The 22,617-nt window shown below is 46.1% G+C and carries 19 protein-coding genes; 8 read left to right on the plus strand and 11 right to left on the minus strand.

Annotated elements, in window-relative coordinates:
- Nucleotides 1–2: 2 nt before the first annotated feature.
- The gene (locus tag DKW60_RS06425; protein WP_109836832.1) at nucleotides 3–1,691 is read right to left on the minus strand and encodes a hypothetical protein; all 1,689 of its coding nucleotides are present in this window, start codon (nucleotides 1,689–1,691) and stop codon (nucleotides 3–5) included.
- Between the two features lie 180 nt (nucleotides 1,692–1,871).
- Here DKW60_RS06425 and efp point away from each other — a divergent pair, with 180 nt between their 5' ends.
- The 7 genes from efp to DKW60_RS06460 all read left to right on the plus strand — a co-directional run bounded on the left by efp (nucleotide 1,872) and on the right by DKW60_RS06460 (nucleotide 9,067).
- Nucleotides 1,872–2,444: an elongation factor P gene (gene efp, locus DKW60_RS06430; RefSeq protein WP_109836833.1), complete on the plus strand. Its 573-nt coding sequence runs from the start codon at nucleotides 1,872–1,874 to the stop codon at nucleotides 2,442–2,444.
- Between the two features lie 5 nt (nucleotides 2,445–2,449).
- A complete protein-coding gene (epmA, locus tag DKW60_RS06435; RefSeq protein WP_109836834.1) occupies nucleotides 2,450–3,409 on the plus strand; it encodes an EF-P lysine aminoacylase EpmA in 960 nt (319 codons plus the stop codon).
- A gap of 100 nt (nucleotides 3,410–3,509) precedes the next feature.
- Nucleotides 3,510–3,839 (plus strand): preprotein translocase subunit YajC, encoded by a 330-nt coding sequence (gene yajC, locus DKW60_RS06440; protein ID WP_109836835.1) that lies wholly within the window; start codon nucleotides 3,510–3,512, stop codon nucleotides 3,837–3,839.
- Between the two features lie 64 nt (nucleotides 3,840–3,903).
- Entirely contained in the window at nucleotides 3,904–5,772 is a 1,869-nt protein-coding gene (gene secD, locus DKW60_RS06445; protein WP_109836836.1) for a protein translocase subunit SecD, read from the plus strand.
- Nucleotides 5,773–5,779: 7 nt separating this feature from the next.
- Nucleotides 5,780–6,712 (plus strand): protein translocase subunit SecF, encoded by a 933-nt coding sequence (secF, locus tag DKW60_RS06450; RefSeq protein ID WP_109836837.1) that lies wholly within the window; start codon nucleotides 5,780–5,782, stop codon nucleotides 6,710–6,712.
- A gap of 124 nt (nucleotides 6,713–6,836) precedes the next feature.
- A complete protein-coding gene (locus DKW60_RS06455; protein WP_109836838.1) occupies nucleotides 6,837–8,207 on the plus strand; it encodes a CoA transferase in 1,371 nt (456 codons plus the stop codon).
- Nucleotides 8,204–9,067: a DUF72 domain-containing protein gene (locus tag DKW60_RS06460; RefSeq protein WP_181389603.1), complete on the plus strand. Its 864-nt coding sequence runs from the start codon at nucleotides 8,204–8,206 to the stop codon at nucleotides 9,065–9,067. The genes DKW60_RS06455 and DKW60_RS06460 overlap by 4 nt, the downstream gene beginning before the upstream one ends.
- Before the next feature lie 47 nt (nucleotides 9,068–9,114).
- Here the strand turns inward: DKW60_RS06460 and DKW60_RS06465 are convergent, their stop codons facing one another.
- Together DKW60_RS06465 and DKW60_RS06470 are read right to left on the minus strand one after the other, a co-directional pair.
- Nucleotides 9,115–9,987, minus strand: coding sequence for an N-acetylmuramidase domain-containing protein (locus tag DKW60_RS06465; RefSeq protein ID WP_109836839.1), 873 nt, complete (start codon nucleotides 9,985–9,987; stop codon nucleotides 9,115–9,117).
- A 26-nt stretch (nucleotides 9,988–10,013) separates the two neighbouring features.
- A complete protein-coding gene (locus DKW60_RS06470) occupies nucleotides 10,014–11,096 on the minus strand; it encodes a hypothetical protein (protein ID WP_109836840.1) in 1,083 nt (360 codons plus the stop codon).
- A gap of 417 nt (nucleotides 11,097–11,513) precedes the next feature.
- Here DKW60_RS06470 and DKW60_RS06475 point away from each other — a divergent pair, with 417 nt between their 5' ends.
- Complete coding sequence (locus DKW60_RS06475; RefSeq protein ID WP_109836841.1) at nucleotides 11,514–11,774, plus strand: hypothetical protein; 261 nt, start codon at nucleotides 11,514–11,516, stop codon at nucleotides 11,772–11,774.
- A gap of 104 nt (nucleotides 11,775–11,878) precedes the next feature.
- Here the strand turns inward: DKW60_RS06475 and DKW60_RS06480 are convergent, their stop codons facing one another.
- The 8 genes from DKW60_RS06480 to DKW60_RS06515 all read right to left on the minus strand — a co-directional run bounded on the left by DKW60_RS06480 (nucleotide 11,879) and on the right by DKW60_RS06515 (nucleotide 22,572).
- Nucleotides 11,879–12,535 carry a hypothetical protein gene (locus tag DKW60_RS06480; RefSeq protein ID WP_109836842.1) on the minus strand — a complete coding sequence of 219 codons (657 nt, stop codon included), beginning with the start codon at nucleotides 12,533–12,535 and terminating at the stop codon, nucleotides 11,879–11,881.
- 221 nt (nucleotides 12,536–12,756) lie between these two features.
- Nucleotides 12,757–13,788, minus strand: a complete 1,032-nt coding sequence (locus DKW60_RS06485; protein WP_109836843.1) for a hypothetical protein — start codon at nucleotides 13,786–13,788, stop codon at nucleotides 12,757–12,759.
- A 159-nt stretch (nucleotides 13,789–13,947) separates the two neighbouring features.
- Nucleotides 13,948–14,814, minus strand: coding sequence for a prephenate dehydrogenase/arogenate dehydrogenase family protein (locus DKW60_RS06490; RefSeq protein ID WP_109836844.1), 867 nt, complete (start codon nucleotides 14,812–14,814; stop codon nucleotides 13,948–13,950).
- Between the two features lie 8 nt (nucleotides 14,815–14,822).
- Nucleotides 14,823–15,968: a prephenate dehydratase gene (gene pheA, locus DKW60_RS06495; RefSeq protein ID WP_245929604.1), complete on the minus strand. Its 1,146-nt coding sequence runs from the start codon at nucleotides 15,966–15,968 to the stop codon at nucleotides 14,823–14,825.
- Nucleotides 15,965–17,050, minus strand: a complete 1,086-nt coding sequence (gene serC, locus DKW60_RS06500) for a 3-phosphoserine/phosphohydroxythreonine transaminase (RefSeq protein ID WP_109836845.1) — start codon at nucleotides 17,048–17,050, stop codon at nucleotides 15,965–15,967. Before serC ends, pheA begins: the two co-directional genes overlap by 4 nt.
- Before the next feature lie 27 nt (nucleotides 17,051–17,077).
- Entirely contained in the window at nucleotides 17,078–19,771 is a 2,694-nt protein-coding gene (gene gyrA / locus DKW60_RS06505; protein ID WP_109836846.1) for a DNA gyrase subunit A, read from the minus strand.
- A 102-nt stretch (nucleotides 19,772–19,873) separates the two neighbouring features.
- The gene (locus DKW60_RS06510; RefSeq protein WP_219988655.1) at nucleotides 19,874–20,929 is read right to left on the minus strand and encodes an ABC transporter ATP-binding protein; all 1,056 of its coding nucleotides are present in this window, start codon (nucleotides 20,927–20,929) and stop codon (nucleotides 19,874–19,876) included.
- The gene (locus DKW60_RS06515; RefSeq protein WP_342767111.1) at nucleotides 20,926–22,572 is read right to left on the minus strand and encodes an ABC transporter permease; all 1,647 of its coding nucleotides are present in this window, start codon (nucleotides 22,570–22,572) and stop codon (nucleotides 20,926–20,928) included. The genes DKW60_RS06510 and DKW60_RS06515 overlap by 4 nt, the downstream gene beginning before the upstream one ends.
- Nucleotides 22,573–22,617 lie beyond the last annotated feature (45 nt).

A 22,617-nucleotide genomic window follows, 5' to 3' on the forward strand; every position in this document is an offset into this window, starting at 1 on the left:
ATTTAGATAAAGTCCCACACACCGCTAAAGTCACTCTCTTCCTCAACTTCTTCCGCAGCATCAAGTACCACATAATCACAGTATGAGAAGCTTCCAAGGCATTCATCTATCGTTGTGATTTGAAACTGCTTTTCAGCATTATTGACTTCAATGACTAATATATCTTCCACTGAGAACATATGACCCGGGAGCACTAAGCTTGGCTTTTCTCTGACACCTTCGACCTTTGGCAATTTCAGTCCCGCTATCGGGAACCGTTGCGGCGCTTCACGATTGGTGATTTCTTTGACTAAAATACTGACCGCACGGGGTGATAAAATTTCAGCGCCAAAACACAAGCCACGATCCCGATAAAAGTCCATCCAACGGATGACAGCGACTTGCCAGTTTTCTGACTCATCCGATGGGTCTCGAATAGCAAGAATTTCACCAACGCGTGCCGATGACGGACCCACAATTTTCTGTCGTAAGCCATATCCACGTGAACTACTGTTATCGATATGCCAAGGCTGAATTTCTGCATCACTATCATCAAATGACGCTTCAACATTCATTTCAACCCAAGGACTAGAAGGGCCATCCCCAAACGCGAGTTGCTCATAAAGATCGTCTTCAGACTCTGCCGTATCTTCATCCTCGTCCTGATTAGTGCCACTCGCTGCCACAACTGAAACGACATCATTCAAGCGGAACACCAGACTCGCTACTTCTTCACGCTCAAAACGTTTATTTTTTCGGCTGCTCGCACTGGTCAGAGCCTTGAGTAATCGCTTGGCTAAACCACGGTTCAGCATCGGTTGATCCTGATGCAAACCAAAACTGGCATCTGCAGTGATATTGATGAAATCTTTGAGCACCGTTTCGATGTTACTAACATCAAAAATACGACTAGTCGGTGAGTTCAACACCTCACTCACGGGCATGAGTGCGGCAGGCTCATCACTATTTAACAAAGCAATATGTGCGTAATCACCAGTGATATGATCTACATCATCCAGTATGGACACACTAGCGACCATCGTGGCAAAGAAACGCTCAAGACGATCGATCTCGCCTTGCCTCAGACTGTTTGGCGCGCCAAGCGCAACAAGATTAAATAACTTATAAAAAGCTTCAATCGTGAATGAGTCATATTGACTGTCACCCGATGCTTTGGGAACAACCTTGTCTTCTATTTTGTTTTCACAGGCCAATAAATACAGGTGATGTACGTCATGCCAGACATTACGTTTACCTTTAACGTAAACACCATAAGTGTTCACCAAAGTACGTCCCATATAACTAATCGCACGACCAATCGCAATCGTTAAACGCTTATGATTGATGCTGCCGCGGGTGAGCATATCTAATGCTGCGAGCTGATAAGACCCTGCCAACTCAAGTTGCAATGCCTGCTTAAGATCGAAGACCTTTTGACTACGATCTGGCAGTGGGAAGGAGCGCGTCGAGAAGTGACGATCAAGATTCTCAAGCGCAATATTCACGTAAGACAACAACACTTCGGTGATATCGATACGAGTCGCAGGTGCCAATGGGTGTTGATTAATCGCAACCAGACTTTGGTACAACACACGCGTTACTTCGCCCATATTGGTCAGTGGTAAATCCTGAACCCAGTCTTTAGCTTGAGAAACCGTCGTTAATAAGGCCGCTTCTGCTTTCTTTTTTTCCGGACTAGAAAGCTGACTCATAGTCACCTCCGTGAATTTTTTATTATTTATTGGTTCAACTATACCACTGAGCCGATGACAATCGACGACCGTTCGACGGAAAGCCAACAGAATTTTACAGACTGTAAAGACTTAAAAAGCATAGGTTTGGTAGCGTTTTCCGGTTATTATATCGCGATTGATTTTTCAGGAGTTATACCAATGGCTAGTTACAATACCAGCGAATTCAAGAGTGGGCTTAAATTCATGCTGGACGGGGATCCTTATAACATTGTTGAGAATGAATTCGTGAAACCTGGAAAAGGTCAGGCATTCAACCGTGTTAAAATCCGCAACCTGAAAACTGGCCGTGTCGTCGACAAAACCTTTAAGTCGGGCGAAAAAGTCGAGGCTGCTGATGTAATGGAAGTGAATGCTGAATACCTTTATACCGATGGTGAATTCTGGCATTTCATGCAACCAACATCATTTGAGCAGTATCAGGCATCAGACACCGCGATTGCGGATGTGAAGAACTGGCTAAAAGAACAAGAGAGCTACATCGTGACTTTATGGAATGGTGAGCCTCTGTCAATTACTCCGCCAAACTTTATTGAGCTGCAAATTACCGAATGTGCTCCGGGCGTTCAGGGTAATACCGCGCAAGGTGCAACTAAGCCCGCTACCGTACAAACGGGTGCTCAAATCAAAGTACCTCTGTTTGTCGAAGAAGGCGAAATGGTGAAAATTGATACCCGCACAGGTGAGTACCTGTCACGCGCTAAAGAATCCTAAACCTTATGCAATGGCAGCCTCAAGCCGATCAAAACTCCCGAATTGCACGTGCCACTATGCTACGAACGATTCGGGAGTTTTTTTATCAGCGTAATGTGCTGGAGGTTGAAACACCTGCCCTATCACAAGCTGCCAATACAGATCCTTTTATCGACTCATTCGAGGTCGTGATCAGTCGACTGAAGCGTTATCTTCACACATCGCCGGAATACGCAATGAAACGCTTGCTAGCGGCGGGCAGTGGCGATATTTATCAGATCTGTAAAGTTTGGCGAAATGAGCCTTTATCAACTCATCATAATGCTGAGTTCAGCATGTTGGAGTATTATCGGGTTGGCTTTGACCTTGCAGATTTGATGAATGAGGTTGAACAGCTGTTTCGGGAAATACTACCGGATCTAAAATCTGACAGTAAATATCAGACTTATGAGTCCTTATTCCTTGATAATTTGGGCTTTAACCCCCATACCATAGCGAGTGAAGCGCTACAACGTTGCGTTGTGGAGCGGGTACCATCGTTTCAGGGGGAATTAGACCGTCAGGCGTCGCTGGATCTGCTATTAACACATTGTATAGAACCAGATTTTGATAATGATCGTATTACCTTCGTTTATGACTATCCTGCTTCACAAAGTGCTTTAGCAAAAACCGAAGCAATTTCTGACAGGTCATCAACACAGATTGCCAAGCGATTTGAAGTGTACATAGGGTCATTAGAGCTGGCGAATGGCTATCAGGAATTAACAGATGCATCAGCGAATCAAGCAGTTTTGGAAAAAGAACTAGAGGCGCGAAAAGCATTGGGAATCACAGCTGTACCGGAGGACCGGCGTTTTCTGGCTGCGATGGAGGCGGACATGCCTGAATGTTCCGGAGTCGCTATTGGGCTGGATCGTTTATTAATGCGAGCGACAGGGGCGTCTACTCTGGCTGAAGTACTGAACTTTAGTTGGGAAAATGCATAAAAACCCTGGCAAAGAATATGGCATACTATGCCGCAAATTAACTCACTTGCCGGACGCGAGTGTTAACACATTTAGTACGACATTTTAATTGGAGAACAGTATGAACTTTTTCATTTCAGACGCGATGGCAGAAGGCGCAGCAGCACCTCAGGGTGGTGGGCTACAGCTAATCATCATGATGGCTATCTTTTTCGGTATCATGTATTTCATGATCATCCGCCCACAGCAGAAACGTGCCAAAGAACATAAAGCGCTGATTGAGTCTTTGAGCAAAGGCGATGAAGTAGTTACTGGCGGCGGCATCATCGGTAAAGTCACCAACCTTGGTGATAACTTTATCGAAATGAGTGTATCAGACACAACGACGATCAAAGTACAACGTCAGGCAATCGCAACAGTGATGCCTAAAGGCACCATGAAAGGCCTGTAATTTCTATTAATGATCGACACAGCCCTGAATATGTTCAGGGCTTTTGCATATTCGGATTATAACAATGAATCAAAATCCAACCTGGAAGTACCTGCTACTAGTCGCGGTTTGCGTGATTGGTATGGTGTATGCCCTTCCGAATCTCTACCCTTCTAATCCTGCACTTCAAATCTCGCTAACCAATACGGATCAGCGCTTTGTCGGTACAGAAATTGAGACCATTACCAAGTCACTGAATGATGCCGGTATTGATATCAAGAAGGTAGAAAACAAAGACAACAAGCTAATGGTGCACTTCGCCGACACTGACGCACAATTCGCGGCAGTCGATCCGGTAAAAGCATCCTTGGGAGACCAATACGCAGTTGCCTTAAACCTCGCACCGACCACACCGTCTTGGTTAAGTGGTGCAGGTGCTAAGCCAATGTACCTTGGTTTGGATCTTCGTGGTGGTGTGCATTTCCTGATGGAAGTGGACATGGAAGCCGCCCTGAACAAAGGGGTGGAGCGCTACAAAGAGGAGATCAGAGGCTATCTGGTTGATGAAAAGCTCAAATACCTTGGTGTTATCCGCGAAGCTGATGATTCCCTGACGATTAAGTTTAAGGATCAGGCGGCCTTGGATGCAGCCTCTAAAAAGCTGACTCGTCAGTACCAAAACCAGTTAAGCATCGAGCAGGTAGACGCAACTAAAGGCGCTTCGTTGAGAGCGGCTATTACTGAAGACAACCTCAGCAATATCAAAAAGCTGGCGCTACAGCAAAATATCACCACACTGCGTAATCGTGTAAATGAAATTGGTGTCGCTGAGCCTATCATTCAGCAACAAGGTCTTGAGCGGATCGTTGTTCAGTTACCGGGTGTACAGGACCCTTCAGAAGCAAAGAAGATTCTGGGTGCAACGGCAACACTCGAATTCCGCATGGTAGATGAAGAAAACAATGCCTTCGATGCGCAAGCGAATAAGCGTACACCGATCGGTTCTGTGCTGTATGAAGAGCGTGGTGGTTCGCCGATTTTGCTGAAACGTCAGGTGATGCTGACGGGTGACTTTATTACCGATGCATCGGCCACATTTGATCAAAACAACCAACCTGCAGTTAGTATCACACTAGACGGTAAAGGCGCTCGCATGTTTGAACGTGCTACCGGTGCTAACGTGCAGAAGCTAATGGGCGTTGTGTTCATCGAGAGCAAGACTGACGTAAGTCGTGATGCTGACGGTAATATCGTCAAGAAGACTGTGAACAAGCAGGAAGTAATCAATGTTGCACGTATTCAGGAGCAACTGAGTTCAAACTTCCAAATCACTGGTCTGGATTCACCAAAAGAAGCACATGACCTTGCACTACTACTGCGTGCAGGTGCTCTGGCAGCTCCAGTCTACATCGTTGAAGAGCGTACCGTTGGCCCAAGCTTAGGTGCTGATAACATCGAAGCAGGTTTCAACTCCGTTATCTATGGCTTGATCGCAGTACTGATCTTTATGCTGATTTACTACCGTGTCTTCGGAATCGTGGCAAATCTAGCACTGAGTCTCAATCTGATTCTGATCGTTGCGGTACTTTCACTGCTACAGGCAACACTGACACTACCGGGTATTGCAGGTATCGTATTGACCGTTGGTATGGCGGTGGATGCTAATGTACTGATCTATGAGCGAATCAAAGAAGAGATACGCGCAGGAATGAGTCCACAAAATGCGATCCACTCAGGTTATGAGAAAGCATTTTCAACCATCACCGATGCAAACATCACTACGTTTATCGCAGCGATTGTGTTGTACGGCATGGGAACTGGCCCCATCAAGGGCTTCGCGATTACCTTGGCGATCGGAATATTGTCATCCATGTTCACCGCAATCTTCGGTACACGTGTGATTGTCAATATGATCTACGGCAACCGTCGTGTCGAAAAACTCAATATAGGATAAGCGGACCATGTTTCTAACAAAACATATTAACTTCATGGCCAAGCGAAAGATCGCGATGATCTTCTCCGCCATTTTGATCCTGATTTCTGTTGGGTCACTGGTGACACGTGGATTGAACTTAGGTGTCGACTTTACGGGTGGTACAGTTATTCAGGTAGGTTACCCGGAAAACGCTAACATCACTCAGATTCGTGAAACACTGACGACAGCTGGTTACGACGCTGCAGTGCAGCCATTTGGTACGGCGCAAGATGTACTGATTCGCCTGCCGGATCAACCAAATGCTGATCGAAGTAAAGTCAGTAACGATGTTATCAAAGCACTGCAGGCTGAATCCTCTGATGTCGTGATGAAGCGTGTCGACTTCGTTGGTCCGCAGATTGGTGACGAGCTACGGGATCAGGGTGGTATTGCCATGCTGTTGGCACTGGGTGGTATTTTGATCTACATCGCTTTGCGATTTGAGTTCCGCTTCTCAGTGGGGTCGATCATTGCTTTGCTACATGACGTGGTGTTGACAATTGGATTCTTCTCGGTAACAGGTATTGAGTTCGATCTGACCATACTAGCCGCCATACTGGCGATCATCGGTTACTCACTCAACGATACCATCGTGGTGTTTGACCGAATACGGGAGAACTTCCTCAAGCTACGAAAAGCAGAAACCGATGAATCGATTGATACCTCTATTAATGAGACCTTGTCACGTACCTTAGTGACCTCGTTTACTACATTACTTGTATTGGTATCGTTGTTCTTCTTTGGTGGAGAAATCATTCATGGTTTCTCAATCGCAATGATCGTGGGTATCGTGATCGGTACTTATTCTTCTATCTATGTAGCAAGTAGCTCTTTGCTGATGATGGGTGTAACGCGTGAGACATTGCTACCACCTGCTAAAGATGAGGAAGCTGATGAAGAGTTGGATGCAATTCCATAACTTTTCAGCCTAGCTCAAACTTAGTAGAGGCGCCCTATTTCGGGCGCCTTTTTTATGGCATCGACAAGCATACGAGCGTTATGATGAGGTATTGACCCACTCAGCACATGACACAGGCATCACTATGAACACCCTGCACTTTTCAGAAATCATCCACGCTTTTCCCAATATCACTCTGGCTGACCCTGAAAAAAACTTGCAGATAACCGGAAGTGAAAGTCTCCCTGCCTGGTACGCTGTGAGTGATTTAGCAGTTGATAGCATTGCTGCTGCGGGCCTGTTGTTAAACCAAGGAATGACTCAAGATACGAATAAGGTCACTGTCGATAGACGCTTAGCATCGATATGGTTTAACCACTCAATTCGGGAAGTTGGCTGGCAATTACCAGATCCTTGGGACTCCATTGCGGGTAACTACCGCACTAGCGATGGCTGGGTCAGACTGCACACCAATGCTAAAGCACACAAGGCCGCTGCGTTATCAGTGTTGGACTGTACTGATGATCGGAACTCAGTCACTGAAGCAGCCCGCAAATGGTCTTCTGAGGCTTTAGCCGATGCCGTGGTAGAAGCCGGAGGATGTTCAGCCACAATGTATACACCCGAGGAATGGATGAGTCACCCTCAGGGTAAGGCGGTATCGCTCGAACCATTAATACATTGGGAATTATTGGACATATGCAAACCTGATTCCTGTTCACTCAACCCATCTCGCCCACTCGAAGGAATCAAAATACTGGATCTGACGCGAATTCTGGCAGGCCCGGTTGCCACAAGATTTCTGGCTGGATATGGGGCAAATGTTTTAAGAATAGACCCACCAGAATGGGACGAGCCAGCCGCAGCACCTGAAGTCACGCTAGGCAAACGTTGCGCAGCTTTGGACTTAAACAAACAACAGGATCGGCAGCAATTTGAAACATTACTCACTCAAGCTGATGTATTGGTCCATGGCTATCGCCCTGACGCACTGAATAATCTCGGTTATGATTCCGAGTCTCTGCGCAGCATCAATCCCAAATTAATTGATGTTTCGTTGTGCGCCTATGGTTGGACCGGGCTATGGGCAAAACGCCGTGGCTTTGACAGTGTCGTCCAAATGAGTTGTGGTATAGCAGCTTATGGCATGAAACAAGCGGGTGCTGAACAACCCGTTTCATTACCCGTACAAGCGCTGGATCATGGGACTGGCTACTTGATGGCAGCGTCGGTTATTCATGCTCTGAACCGACGCCGGACTCATGGAGAAATCTATTCTGCCCGCCTTTCATTGGCCAGAACAGCCTGCTTATTAATGTCTCACCCAAGCAAACCTGACGATAATCATTTTGCCGCGGAAACAGAACATGATGTGAGTGATGTGATTGAAGCTACCAGCTGGGGAAACGCTCACCGAGTTAAGTTCCCATTGCAGATCCAGGGAGCAGATGCCTTTTGGCCATATCCTGCCGGGCCGTTAAAGACGGCTTCACCGACGTGGGGTGTGAAGCAGTGACAAACTCAACACCCATTCGTCCTTATAAAATCGGCCTTCCCCAATGGCATCATGACAAGTGGTATGCACCGGATCATCGCAAAGACGATTCACTATCGGCCTACTCTAAACATTTTTCTTCTGTTGAGGGTAACAACACGTTTTATGGACTTCCGAGTGAGCTGACGATCAAGCAATGGGCGCTACAGACACCGGATGATTATCAGTTCTGCTTCAAGTTTCCTCGCTCCATTAGCCACAGTGGACAACTGTTAGCTTGTGAGTATCTGGCCAAGGAGTTTCTTGAGCGAATCGCACCACTAGAGCACCGTATTGGAATAGTGTGGCTGCAGCTCAGTCAGGAATTTTCACCGGCCCAACTGAGCTCGCTCAGTACCTTTCTGGCCAGATTACCCAAACACCTAAAATACGGCGTTGAAGTGAGAAACAAGCATTTCTTTAATAAGGGGCAAGATGAAAAAACCCTGAACCAAATATTGATACAGCATCAGGCTAATCGAGTTATTTTTGATACCCGATGTTTATTTGCAAATTATGCCGATGACCCTGACACTATCGCTGCCTTTAATGATAAGCCGAAAGTCCCCACTCATGTGATCGCTACCGCAGACAACCCTCTGGTACGCTTTATGGGGCCACATGATCCGGCACTGTCTTATCAGGCATTGCTGCCATGGGTGAATAAAACGCTGCAATGGGTTGATGAAGGCAAAACACCATATTTATTCTTTCATACGCCGGGCAATGAACATGCACCGGAATTAGCACGATGGTTCTCAGAGCAGATTCATCAGCAACGTCCTGAGATTCCAGCCATCACGCTTTGGAATAGGCAACCTAAGCAAACTGAACTTTGGTGAAATAAACAGGAGATAGCAAAACACGCTATCCCCTGTATGCCCGATTATCACGCCGCTTGTGGCAATATTGCCAACTCTTCAGTGACGGTGACGCTGTGTTTCTGATACGCCGATAACATCTTGGTGTGATACTTATATCGCTTATAAGCAGGCCCATTGTAGCGATACGCAAATCCTGCGAAATTTTTAAGTGACAGACTGATTTGACCCGGTTTAAGGCGCAGCCACTTTGCCAAGTTATTGACTTCGATATAACGAATAAAGGCGTCTAACTGCTCTGATTCATTCTTCTTCATACGCTGCATAAATACCTCCGCACTGTCATAGCCCAGTGCTTTCCAGTGGTAGCCCATAATCTGGAACAGCCCCCATGAAGCCGACTCCAAAGCAGCAGTGGCATGAATAGCGCTCGCTCTTTCAAGACGGGCAACCTCACTAACACCACCCTCATATCCACCACTCTTTGTCTGCAGGATATCTTCATTTCCAATCGTAACAAGCGCTGGATCGACACCGTGCTTTATCAAGCGCTTCCAAAACACATGACGCTCAAATAAGATCTTCGGGTGATTATTCAGAAAACCAGTCCCTGCTGACTCCACTTCATTGACCGCTTTAATCGCAGCCAACTCAACCCCTAAACGCTCAGCAGCCGCGACAAGATCGCTTTCTGCCAGGTAGCGGCTTGATGATTGATCCAAAAAGTGACTTCCCATTAGCGTCAGTAGTTTCCAGGTCTTTTCACCAATAATTCCATCGACAACTAATTGGTTTTCCCACTGAAACGCCATCACAGCTGCTTGCGTTTTTTTATCAAACTTACCGTCAATTGCAAGTACATAGCCCAAACCGCTTAACATACTCTGGGCCTGAGTGACTGCATTTGTATTACTGCTATTTAACTTAATTTTATAAAACATATCGTTTACCCCCTGCTGGATTTGAACTATGCCACTGCTTTTTCAGCCCACCTGGCATCCTGAAACTCTGCCAGGTGCTGCGTACTGGTAGTGTTATTAGCAATAACGTGTTTCACCATTTCCGGCTCATAAATAAAGCGCGCACTCTCATTAAACGCAATACGGTTTCCTTCAGAGCTAAAACGTTTCAGCTTATTAGTACCAATTTTAATCCAGCTCTTACGCACATCCGGGCGAGGACTAAATACCAGGTTTTCCTCAATCACTGAGTTTTTTGCCATCCCCAAGGTGATACCGTGATAATGATCAGTCGCCACAATATTGCCTACAACCTGCCCATCCTTCATCAAACCGTTAAAGCAACCAATTCCCTGCATCATGCGTGCTCCCGGCAGATCTGAACGATTCCAGATATAGTTATAGAGGACTGAAACGCCACTCAACACACCCTCGTCCGGACTTGGTGCTTCATGATTCCACATTTGAATAGCGTCAGAGTGGACTTTGTCACTTCCACAGCTCTTGGAAAACATAATGTAGTTATTGGCTAGCTTGACGTTATCCGCCAAGGCTCGCATGCCATCATTAAAGAAATTAGACACGCGGTTAGCAATGGCTGAGCCATGTTTTGCTCTTACCTCGATACCCGTGCGAACGTTGAAAACTTTATTAAACCGAGCATAACAGTATTCACCATCTAAGATGATCCCGTTACGGGCTTCCTCCAACCAAGTGCGTTCCTCCCAGGAATCCGTGTTCTCTGTTGTAAACACTCGTAACCCCTCTACAAGGCAATGCTCACCATTTAGCATGACCATAGGCAACTCAGGATGAAAGCCAACATCACTGGATAGACCGGTGATTTCTGTTCTATCCATGCCACTAATTTTAAGATGACGGCAATCATTAACCGTTAAACGATTGATCACAAGCTCTTGATCCGGTGCAGGAAGCACCTCAATCGGGCTTTCTTCACTACCCAGATCGTAGAAGCTTAGAAAACGGAAGTGACCAGATAGATACACCGTGCTCTTGTGGTTGGAATCAATCAGCTGGCCATTAATCACCAGATTCTCCCCGGTCCCATGAAAGTTATATTGCTTAGACATTGTTGTTCTTCCTCTTGGTAGTAATAAAGACTATCGGCCAACTGATGATACAAATGTATTAAAAACCAGCGACGAAATAAGTCTCTACTGCTACCCCTCGAAAATCCAACGTTATTAAATCACCTGAAAATTATTGCTCGCTGTTACACGGTAGTCTTTTGGTTGCGATTGAATAATGATGACGTGATAGGCAATAAAATTATTTTATGATTGAATAGCAGTGGCTAAAAAATATCCTGTTATTGGATGACAGCCCCTGATTTCAAGGATGTAATTTAATAACATTGCGAAAAAGTGAGAGAATAAAGAACGTCGGCTGATGAATAAGAAAAATCTATAGGAATACTTTGGGCGAGACAGTTCCTATTCAGCCGACGGAAAATAGAATAAATTTTAAACATTAAAAAGGGGCTACCCATGAAAACAATAAGGTATGGCTTAATCGCTTGCGTACTATTACTCAGCACAAATGCACACGCTGGTTCCTGCCAGGTAAGCTACAAAGCCAAGAAAGAACAAATCGATAGATTTCTATTCAGAGATGTAGAGACCCTTAAGTACTCATCGGGAACAATATCCGGGGTTGGGGATACCAAAGAAAAATGCGAGGCGAACGCCCTGCAGAAAATAAAACAGAAAGGTTGGACGATCACTTACTCTGCAGTAAAAATGAACTGATAACAGAGCCGTGCAAGAATCATAATAAACATCTGAGTTTAAACCGGGATAGTACGAGTACTACTCGCCTATCCCAAAATTACATGTCATTCAGTCTGTAAAAATCAAAGCCCGTGGATACCGGTAGCATCTACCTCAAGCCAATAACCTTCCCTTCTTCTGACTTTAACCAAACTTTTCTCAATAAATTTAGCGCCTAACTCTTCCCTAAGCCGCTTAATGGATTGAACGGCATGATCACCCATATCCAGTGAATGCAGAGGTTTGCCGATTACACGATTGTGTGCCAGTTTTCGCAGACTTTCGATCTGTGTTTTATTGAGCTCTAATTCAAGATTATTTAACTTTACGCGGTTTGCCGGTAGAAACTCCAATCGCTCGCAAAGGAAACCGGTTTCCCGCCAGAGATCAATCTTCTTCAAATCAAGACTTCGAAGATACATTTGATAAATCAGGATGCCTAGCAGCAAAATAAGAGTCGCGAATAGCACACCAATCGTTACAGTAAACAAGGTCAGTGTTTTTGATACATAACCGTCAAAAAGAGATAAAGCAGCTGACTCTCCACTGCTGGACGGTGAGTTTTCCCAATAAAGAAATTGCTCAGTAGTTTCTAAGTGCTTAAGTACTGAGCCGTTCTCAGCAACCTGTAACACATGCACGACACCAATCAACACGAAAATTACCAATAACGTAATTGCGCCGCCGACAATCCAGAGAAATAAATTTTGACGTGTTGAACCACGTTGTTTTTTAGCCACGTTGTAACCCCTTACATCATGTGTGATGAAGGCTATTTTGAAACTACCTAATGATCCGTATTAAGAAGACTGCTAGAAGCAGTCAATATATTCCCTATATAAAGTACAGCAAGCCTAATTAGAATAATTTTAATACACTATAACGGGAATAATTTATTGCTGCAATCGATTATTTATATCACAAGAGATCTTTAAGAATAGCCTATAGTTGACAGTCAATATCAAGTCACTTCCTCAGTTTTCTTCTTATCACCACCAATCGTTACAATAAACAACAGGGCAAAGAAAAGACTCGAGGTAATACTGATCAATAATTCCAGTGTAATCCGTAGCGCTTTGACACCTCGAATGGCACCTTTGCCTAACAGACGAAACACACCCCGGGTATGGATACCATAACGCTCAGTCACCCGATGCACCCGATTAAGGTCAGCAGTATTATCGACATATTGTAAAAGATGAATACTGTCAGCAACGGAGGTATTCTTACGAATCCCATTGGCTTGCTCTGCTAATGCGCTAATTTGACGGGCAGCCTGAGGGTTATATGCTTGCTTAGCGATTCGGCTAATACTGCTCAGGTCAGCATTTTTACTCTGCCGGAGAAATTGCTGCCAATCAAACACCTTGCCAGCCATCACAGTCAGTTCATCACGAAAACTTCGGCTAAGTCTGTTCATACGAGTAGCGAGTTTGAGTGTGGAAGCACCAGCTTTAACCGGTGCAGCAGCACCTAAAGATCCTATGCTGGCTGCCGTCAGACCAACGCCAACACCTGCTAATGATGTAATCAATTGATTGACCGGTAAGCCCTGCTGGTAACGGCTATATTGTTCGCTAAGGTCGCGCACATCCCCCACTACGGTGAAGTCTGCTGCTAAAGCACCGGCAACCCCTGACATATCTGCCCCCTTACCAGATAAAAAGCCTTCAGCAAATCCGCTCACATTTTTAGTTAAGCGAGCGCCTGTGGTGTCATGCTTTAACAGGTAATTTTCATAAGCCGGATAGTCGAGTGCGTGATTGTAGCGTTTACCGATGGCAAGCAAAGAGCGCGCCTCATCATACTCTTCAGCCCGAAGTGCATCTTCAACGGACTGTTGAAGCACAGCTGGCTCTACCCGTTGGGCCAACATTTGCTCAATATCAGGCGGATTAATATCATAATCCCAATGCTCAGCGATGCTCACCAGACTATAAATAAAGCCGGCCAACCAAACTAAGAGAAATATTTGTCGGAAAAAAGCACCCATACTCGTTTGAAGTATCTACCAGAAGAAAAGTTCACCAAAGCCGGTGACAACTCCCTCTTAGTATAACAAGTGGGGTGAACCACAACATTACATCGAATAAACAATGCGATCTGGCAGATGAGCATATCGCCCAATGAGTGACTAACGATTAAGGGATACTTAGGACTGTTTTTTCAGATACGCATCGCGTGCAGACTTTGCATGACTAAACATATCCATAATGCCGCTACTGTCTGATTCAGCAACCATGTCATGCAGACTACTTAAATTTTTCTGGAAAGCTTCGATAGACTCCAGAATAGCATCACGGTTTTCCAGACAGATATCTCGCCACATCACCGGGTCACTGGAGGCAATGCGCGTAAAGTCACGGAAACCTCCGGCAGCATAGTGGAAGATATCTTCTGAGACTTCAGAACGAGATAAGGTATCGACCAGTGCGAAAGCCAGTGCATGTGGTAAATGGCTAGTTGCTGCCAATACACGATCATGGTTCTCGACATCCATACTCTCAACATCAGCCCCTGCCGCTTCCCACATTGCTATGACACGCAGCTCAGCATCGCGACTAGTGTGAGCTAGTGGTGTAACAATCACTTTATGATCAACATATAAATCAATCAAAGCTGCTTCTACGCCACTTTTCTCCGCACCTGCAATGGGATGACCCGGTACAAAGTTTTCCGGAACAGTGCCGTAAACAGACTCTGCAGCCGCCACTACACTTGCCTTGGCGCTACCCGCATCCGTAATCACCGCATCCGCTGAAGTATGTCCTTTGATAGCTGATAACACTGAGGCCATCGCACCCATTGGCACCGCTAACAAGATCATGTCAGCATCTTTTACCGCTTCTGCCGGATCGAGTGTGTAGCGGTCTATAACCCCAAGCTCAACAGCCTTTTCTAAGCCTGATGCCTGACGACTGCAACCAACGATTTCTTCACAATAATTCGCACGCTTTAAGGCTAAGGCCAAAGAGCCACCAATTAATCCAACACCAAATATGACTAACTTTTTAATCATATCAGCTCTTACAAAATCGCTTTGGCGTAGGAACCCAGCACACGAATGTACTCAGCTTCATCATCCAATTCAGCCAACGCAGCTTGCATCGCGTCTTCACTAATATGACCGTTAAGATCCATAAAGAAGAAGTAATCCCAATGCGTGTCAGGTGCCGGACGTGACTCAATACGGGTCATATCCAAACCATGTCGCTTAAGTGGTTCTAATAAATGATACAAAGCACCAGAGCCATTGTGAGTGGATATCAAAATGGAGGTACGGTCATTACCACTTGCTGGCACATCTTCTTTACCAATCACCAGAAAACGAGTGACATTATTCGGTGAGTCTTCGATATGTGGTGAAATGATTTTCAAATCATAAAGTGATGCGGCATTTTCACCTGCAATCGCCGCTGACTTAGGATCCTCAGAGGCCAGACGCGCTGCTTCAGCATTACTTGCAACCGCGATCCGTGCAACACCCGGGTAATTTCTATCTAACCAGTCACGACATTGCATCAAGGATTGCTCATGTGAGTAAATGCGCGTAACGCCACTCATATCCTTGGTTTTATTCATTAAATTCTGGTGAATCGCTAAATGTATTTCGCCGCAGATCTTTAGTGGAGAACTAACAAACCTATCCAATGTATGCGAAATCACACCACCAGTAGAGTTTTCAATCGGCACAACACCATAGTCTGCTGTTCCGGCTTCCACTTCGCGAAACACTTCAGAAATCAACATAAATGGCAGCGTACCTACCGCCTGACCAAAATGTTTTTGCGCCGCCGCTTCTGTGAAGGTGCCAGCCGGACCGAGATAAGCCACTTTGATTTGCTGTTCCAGCGCCAGACAAGAAGAAATGATTTCACGGAAGATTGCGGTGACACGCTCCCCGGCCAACGGCCCGGGATTTAACTCGGTGACTCTACGAAGGATTTGTGCCTCACGTTCCGGACGATAGAATTTGATATTCTTTTCACCCGCTTCCCGCTTGGTTTCCCCAACCTCTTCAGCACAGTGTGCTCGTTCGCTGAGCAAACCGAGAATTTGGTTATCGATTGCATCAATACGATCCCGTATTCCACCGAGTTTAGTCAGTACTGCCTTTTCCGCATCCTTGGAATCTACTGAATCCATGGAGGTTGGTTTCCCCTCTTCGCTCATGTACTTGTCCGCTCAAATTCTTTCATAAAGTCAATCAATGCATCCACGCCAGCCTCTGGCATTGCATTATAGATACTCGCCCGCATGCCACCCAAAATCCGGTGCCCTTTCAGATTCATCAACTGATGCTGCTCAGCCTGTGATAAAAACTCAGCTTCCCTGGATTCATCAGCCAATAAGAAAGTCACATTCATGATGGAACGTGAATCCATAGCTACGATATTTCGATAATAATCTGATTCATCGATATAGGAATATAGCTTGGCTGCTTTCTGCTGATTACGCGCTTCCATGACCGTTAAACCACCCTGCGCCAGCAACCAGTCGAACACTAGCCCCGCCAGATACCAGCCATAAGTTGGTGGCGTATTAAACATAGAGTCGTTTTTGGCATAAACCGAATAATCCATCATTGACGGAACATTTGCGCCGGCATGACCAATTAAATCATCGCGCACAATCGCTATCGTTAAGCCGGCAGGGCCAATGTTCTTCTGAGCTCCGGCATAGATCAAACCAAAGTTATTAACGTCTACCGGACGAGAGAGAATGTTCGAAGACATGTCACACACCACAGGAACATCCGCAATGTCCGGCGTGCCAGCAAACTCAACACCTGCAATCGTCTCATTCGAGGTGTAGTGAATATAAGCAGCACTTTTATCGCAATCCCAGCTCGAAAACGCAGGCATTTGCATATAATTTTGCGATTCACCACTGGCTGCGATACGTACATTGCCACCAATTCTACGTGCTTCCTTAATGGCCTTAGTTGCCCAGATTCCGCTATCGATATAGTCCGCTGAAGCACCGGGCTGCAGTAGATTCATCGGTATCATGGAAAACTGTGTGGTAGCACCACCCTGTAAGAACAGCACTCTGTAATGATCGGGAATTTGCAATAACTGGCGTAAGGCAGTCTCTGCATGGTCAGCAATCGACATGAAGTCTTTACCACGATGACTCATTTCCATCACGGACATGCCAGTTCCCTGCCAGTCCATGATTTCGTCGCGTGCTTGTTGTAGTACGGCTTCCGGCAAGACAGCCGGCCCCGCACTAAAGTTGTAACAACGGCTCATATGTATCCCTGTAAAAGAATGGTCGGCCTATTCGTCGTTATCTGAGCTATCACCTGCAGCCTGATCACCTAAATCTGCATTCTCAGCGGACTCATCAGTACTTGTTTCGACTGTGGCTTCACCCGTTGGTGATTTTGCTGAAGCGTCATCCGGGGCAATAGGATTACTCTCTTCGTCTAACTCCTCGTCATCATCACCTTCCATCTTGGCAATACGCTCAACCTGAGTCAGCAATTCACCTTTACCCAGTTTGATCAGCGTCACACCTTGCGTATTTCGACCGGTGACAGAAACGTCTTTAACTGCTGTTCTAACCAATGTACCGCCATCAGAAATCAGCATGATTTCATCTTCGTCATCGACCTGAACCGCACCTACCGCATTACCATTACGCTCAGAAGTCTGGATTGCAATAACACCCATACCGCCACGTTTCTGTACTGAGAACTGATCCACTTCAGTTCGCTTACCAAAGCCGTGCTCCGTCGCCATTAATAAGCGACCCTCAGTCAGAATAAGCAGTGCATTAACTTTAGCACCCTCTTCCAACTTGATACCGCGTACACCAGCAGCCGTTCGACCCATGCCACGCACATCATTCTCGTTGAAGCGGATTGCTTTACCGTTACTAGTGAACATCATTACATCGCTTTCACCATCAGTAATCGCCACATCAACCAGCTGATTATCATCACGCAAGTCAATAGCAATAATGCCGGATGCACGCTGGTTAGAGAATGCTTTCAGATCAGTTTTCTTAACCGTACCGTTCTCAGTCGCCATAAAGATAAAGCGATTATCTTCATACTCACGAATTGGCAGCACAGCCTGTATATGTTCATCTTCCTGCAGCGGTAGCAAGTTCACCATCGGTAGGCCACGAGAGTTTCGGCTGGCGATAGGTAATTGATAAACCTTAAGCCAGTACAAACGACCCCGACTTGAGAAGCAAAGAATAGTATCGTGTGTGCTGGCAATGAATAACTTCTCGATGAAGTCTTCATCTTTCATCTTAGTAGCAGCCTTACCTCGACCACCACGACGCTGCGCATGATACACATCCATCGATTGCGCCTTCACATATCCTGCATGCGACAGAGTGACTACAACCTCTTCATCAGGCACTAAGTCTTCCATGCCGAGGTTTTCACCAATAGTATTAATCTTAGTGCGTCGATCGTCACCGTACTGATCACGTGTTTCGATTAACTCGTCACGGATTACCTGAAGCAAACGCTCAGGGCTTGAAAGAATGTCTAAGAAGTCGATAATGCGATTCAGGATCTCACGATACTCATCCAGAATCTTGTCTTTCTCAAGACCTGTCAGGCGGTGTAAGCGTAACTCAAGAATTGCTGAAACCTGTGCTTCAGACAACCAGTAACCGTCATCCTTAAGCCCGTATTTAGGATGCAAATCTTCCGGACGTGCATCAGAAGAGTTACCTCTTTGCAGCATTTCCAGCACGATTTCAGCAGACCAAGGCTTGGCCAGTAATGCCGCTCGCGCATCAGCAGGTGTTGCCGACGCTTTAATTGTCGCAATGACTTCGTCGATACTCCCCAGCGCAACCGCTAATCCTTCTAAGATATGCGCGCGTTCACGGGCTTTTCTCAGCAAGTAGATAGTACGGCGCGTCACTACTTCACGACGGTGACGGACAAAGGCTGCAAGAATTTCTTTCAGATTTAGTAGTTTTGGCAGGCCATCGATCAGCGCCACCATATTGATACCAAAACTGGATTGTAGCTGGGTGTGCTTGTAGAGGTTGTTCAGCACAACTTCCGGCACTTCGCCACGCTTAAGGTCAACCACCATGCGCATACCGTCTTTATCAGACTCATCGCGCAGCTCGGAAATACCTTCAATCTTTTTCTCTTTAACAAGCTCAGCGATCTTTTCGATCAAACGAGCTTTGTTTACCTGATACGGCAATTCGGTCACGACAATGCGGTCACGACCGTTTTTATCTTGTTCAAAATCAGCAACACCACGAATACGGATACTACCGCGTCCCGTATGGTATGCCTGATTAATTCCCGCAGCACCGTTGATGATTCCGTGTGTTGGGAAATCTGGGCCGGGGATATATTCCATCAACTCATTAATATCCATTTCAGGATTATCAAGCAGCGCCAATACACCGTTAATCACCTCGGTCAGGTTATGCGGTGGAATATTGGTTGCCATACCTACCGCGATACCGGAGGAACCGTTGACCAGCAGGTTAGGAAGTCGCGTCGGGAAGACAGCAGGCTCGGATTCAGACCCATCGTAGTTTTCGATGAAATCAACCGTTTCTTTGTCAAGATCCGCCTGAAGCTCATGCGCCAGTTTAGACATCCGGACTTCGGTATAACGCATCGCAGCGGGTGAATCACCGTCCACGGAACCAAAGTTACCCTGACCATCAATCAGCATATAACGCATGGAGAATGGCTGCGCCATACGAACCATGGTGTCATAAACCGCAGTATCACCGTGAGGGTGGTATTTACCGATAACATCACCGACTACACGAGCCGATTTTTTGTAGGGTTTGTTCCAGTCGTTGCTGAGCACATTCATCGCGTATAAAACACGACGGTGAACTGGCTTGAGACCATCGCGTACATCAGGCAAAGCACGCCCGACAATAACGCTCATCGCGTAATCCAAATAGGATTTACGCATCTCATCTTCAAGGTTTATTGGTATTATTTCTTTTGCGAATTCGGCCATAATTTTTGTCTAAGACGCTTCCTAAAATACATCGATAGAAGTATAACAGAATTGTCACAAAAGAGTTCGTTTTCGCTGCGATTAAGTCCGCTTAAAATGGCTTTATGTTGTTGCGCAGCTATCGCTTGGAAACAGGCTCAAACGATCAGTCGATAATACGATACCAACAGACTCACCTAGCTGATGTTTTGCCAAAGAAGACAGCAATACCTGCAACTGCTCACCGGAGCTTAGTTGCAGTGTGTACATGTAATATCCGCCTCTGAACTGACGAGATACCAGCTCTGCCTGAATCGCTGATGAGACGCTAAGCTGAACATACTCAGGACGTACCAACACCTTAACTTTATCACCAGATGAAAACGACTCTGCAGCGGTGGTCGATAAGACCCCCATCGCCGTTTCAACCCCCTGCTCTGTGATAGTGCCTTCCAGAAAGTTACTGCGACCGACAAAGCGCGCCACAAAGGCAGTTTTAGGATAATGATAAAGCATTCGGGCATCGTCCCATTGCAGTAGATGCCCATCATTCAACACGCCAATCTTGTCCGCCATACTAAAAGCTTCGTGCTGATCATGTGTGACCATGACAGTAGTGATATTTTCGTGTTTTAAGATACTGCGGATTTCTTTGGCAAGCGTACCCCGTAATTCCACATCCATACTGGAAAATGGCTCATCCAACAATAGCAATCGTGGTCGGGGAGCCATCGCTCTGGCAAGTGCTATTCGCTGCTGCTGCCCGCCTGACAACTCATGTGGGTATCGATTCGCATAGCCTTGTAAACCGACCAATTCCAACAACTCATTGAGTCGCGCTTGTTTCTCCGCCTTCTTTTGATGACGAATACCAAAACAAATATTCTGCCCAATACTCAGGTGAGGAAATAAGGCGAAATCCTGAAACACCATGCCAATATTGCGCTTTTCGGTTGGTAGAGTATGGTTAGCAGAACTAAGCAGGTGTTGTGAGGACTTTATCTCACCGGACTGTAACGATTTAAATCCGGCAATCGCTCGCAGCAAGGTCGTTTTACCGCAGCCACTTGGCCCCAGTAAACAGGCAATCTCACCCTCTTCCAGCGTCAGTGAAATTTCATTTAGCACCTGCTTATCTTGGTAAGCCAGCGATACTTTATCCAGTGTCAACACACTCACTCTGCTGCTCCTCGGGGACGTGCTTTAGCAATTGCTTTACTTAATAAAATAACCGGAATGATGCCTGCCATCACAATCATTAGCGATGGTGCTCCGGCATCCGCCAAGCGTTCATCTGACGCCATTTCATAAGCGCGTACTGCCAGTGTATTAAAATTAAATGGTCGTAGAATTAAAGTTGCCGGCAACTCTTTCAAGACATCCACAAATACCAATAATAATGCGGTCAGGACGGTACCTTTCATAATTGGCAGGTGGATTTTGCGTAATACGCCAAACGGAGATAAACCGAGGCTTCTGCCAGCATCATCCATGGACGGTTTAATTTTACCTAAACCGGCATCGACAGCCTGTATCGACACTGACAAGAAGCGCACCGTATAGGCAAAGATGAGCGCGAAAAGCGTACCTGACAGCAACAAACCACTCGATATACCAAAGTACTCAGTAAGCCATTGGTCAATCGTATGATCTATCCACGCCAGAGGCAGCATAACACCCACCGCAATAACAGTCCCGGGAACGGCATACCCCATGGAGGCGACAGCAACACTACCCTTTACCATCGGCGTTCCCAGTAAACGCTTAGCATAACTTAATAACAAAGCAAAACAGACAGCAACCACCGCAGCAATAGCGGCAAGCATGACACTATTAGTCGTTAACACGACAAAATCAGACGTAAAGGTGTGTTGCGCTGTTGTTAGTGTCCAATACAGTAATTGGCTGGCCGGAATTAAGAAGCCAAAAATAACTGGCAAGCTACACGACAAGGTTGCCCAAAATGCAGGCCAACCCTTCAGGGTGTAGCGCTGCCCACGCTGCTCTTTATTAGAGGTACTATGAAAACGTGCTTTTCGTCGAGAGTAACGCTCCAGCAAAATCAAGATCGCCACAAAGCTGAGTAATAGCGACGCTAGCTGTGCAGCAGAGACACTATCATCAAGGCCGTACCAGGTTCTGAAAATTCCGGTGGTAAAAGTGGTAACACCGAAATATTGAACGGTGCCGTAGTCCGCCAATGTCTCCATGAGCGCCAGTGACAGGCCAGTAATAATGGCGGGACGTGCCAGCGGAAGTGCTACACGCATAAAACCTTGAAACGGGGTATTTCCTAATGTGCGGCTAGCTTCCAACACAGAGACAGACTGCTCAAGAAAAGCAGCACGCGCCATCATATAAACGTAGGGATAGAGTACCAGCGATAACATCGCGACGGCACCGCCGATTGAACGGATTTCAGGAAACCAGTACTGACCGTATCGCCAGCCAAACCATTCCCGTAACTGACTTTGCACAGGACCAGCAAAATCCAACACGCCGGTATAGGTATAAGCAATGATGTAAGCAGGTATCGCAAGCGGTAATAGTAATGACCAAGACAGCAGTCTTCGACCGGGGAATTCGCAGGTTGAAGTGAGCCACGCCGTTATGATGCCCATGGATAAAACACCCACAGTCACGCCTAACATCAGTATTAAGGAGTTACTGATGTACTCACCAAGCAGATTGTCATACAGGTGTTGCCAGTTTTGATTAAAGGGCTGAAGCACAAAACCCAAAACCACCAACACAGGTAACGCCATCAGTAAGCCGATCAACACGACCCACCATGATCTGATACCGATCAATCCATTGTGCAAATTGCTCTACCTTGCATGATTAGCTGATAAACGAAAGCCCTCCGA

Source organism: Leucothrix pacifica (assembly GCF_003172875.1).
Taxonomy (GTDB): domain Bacteria; phylum Pseudomonadota; class Gammaproteobacteria; order Thiotrichales; family Thiotrichaceae; genus Leucothrix; species Leucothrix pacifica.